This window comes from Saccharopolyspora sp. NPDC000995, from assembly GCF_053599315.1.
The window spans coordinates 1-1,337 of sequence record NZ_JBSFLZ010000338.1; the positions used below are offsets into that span (position 1 = coordinate 1).

Consider the following 1,337-nt stretch of genomic DNA (forward strand, 5'->3'; position numbering starts at 1 on the left):
CCACAAGACCCGCTCCTGCTCCGAGCATAGATCGAAACTCCACTCCACTGCTGCCCGCAACGTCTGGTGGCGAGGCAAAGCGCCTCGATTGCCGCTCGTCAGTAGTCGGTACCGGTCCTCCAACCGGGCCACAATTTCCTCTACCGACAACACTCGCATCTGCACGGCGGCCAACTCGATAGCCAATGGCAAACCATCCAACCGCTGACACAGCCGCGTCACGGCAACCTCGTTATCCCCACTCAGCTCGAAACCGGGCAGCACCGCGGTAGCACGTTCCTCAAACAATGCCAGCGACTCGTACTGTGGGCCCTGCTGTGGGATGTTGACCGTCAGTTCGCCATTGTTGTTCGTGCTAATCACATCGGGCACCGACAAGGACGGCACCGGCCACACGTGCTCGCCCGCCACACCCAGTGATTGCTGGCTGGTGACCAAAAATCGCACGCCGGGGGCAGCGGGCAGCAGCCTGCTGACGAGCTCGCTGCAGGCATCGAGCAGATGCTCGCAGTTATCCAAAACGAGAAGCAGACGCTTATCCGCCAAGTACTCGATCAGCACCGCGTCCAACGCGCGCGTCGAACGGTTACGCAACTCCAACGCCTCAAATAGAGCGTGATACAACAACGATGGGTCCTGCAGCTTCGCCAACTCGATCAACCACACCCCTTGCGGGAAAGCCCGACGAACAGCCCGAGCTACCCGCAACGCGAGCCGCGACTTACCCACGCCGCCAGGACCAGTCAACGTTACCAACCGCGACGCTGACATCAATCGCTTAACTTCTGCCACAGCCTGCCGTCGGCCCACAAAGCTCGTCGGTTCCCCCGGCAGACCGCCCGACACACTGACCATCAGAACCACCAGAGAATCTAGTTCAACGTTCCATAGTACTGGAGGACGTGGTCAAGTCAATGTCACGCGTGGCTCTTCGAAAACGCCCGCGTGGATGAGTCGTTGCCTCACGGGCGGATGCCCGCGTACCGGCATGTCGCCGATCCGCGGTGGTAGGGGTGGCTCATCGCGCTGATGGGATTGGACGATGGGTCAGCGTCAGGCGGTGACAGGCAGAGCGTCACGCGCTACCGGTCAGCATCCGAGACCGGCAAGGCCGCGATCTCGGACCAGTTGTGCGCGTTGACCGGGTGGCGCCGTGACCCGTAAGGCGCTGCGGCGGAACACGGCCACCAAGATCGGCCGGTCAACATCACGAAAGATCGAGGCCGGGAGACGAGAGGAGGTGAGGAGGCGAGAGACTAGAATTTTTGCCTCATCCAGGTGGCGATTTGGGTGCGGGTGTTGAAGCCGAGTTTGACCAGAATATGCTCGACATGGCT

1 protein-coding gene is annotated in these 1,337 nt (G+C 61.1%); it reads right to left on the minus strand.

Going from position 1 to position 1,337, the window contains the following annotated elements; genetic code table 11:
• On the minus strand, positions 1-855 hold an 855-nt coding region (locus ACWDKQ_RS36190), incomplete at its 3' end, for an ATP-binding protein (protein ID WP_450143244.1).
• Positions 856-1,337: the final 482 nt, after the last annotated feature.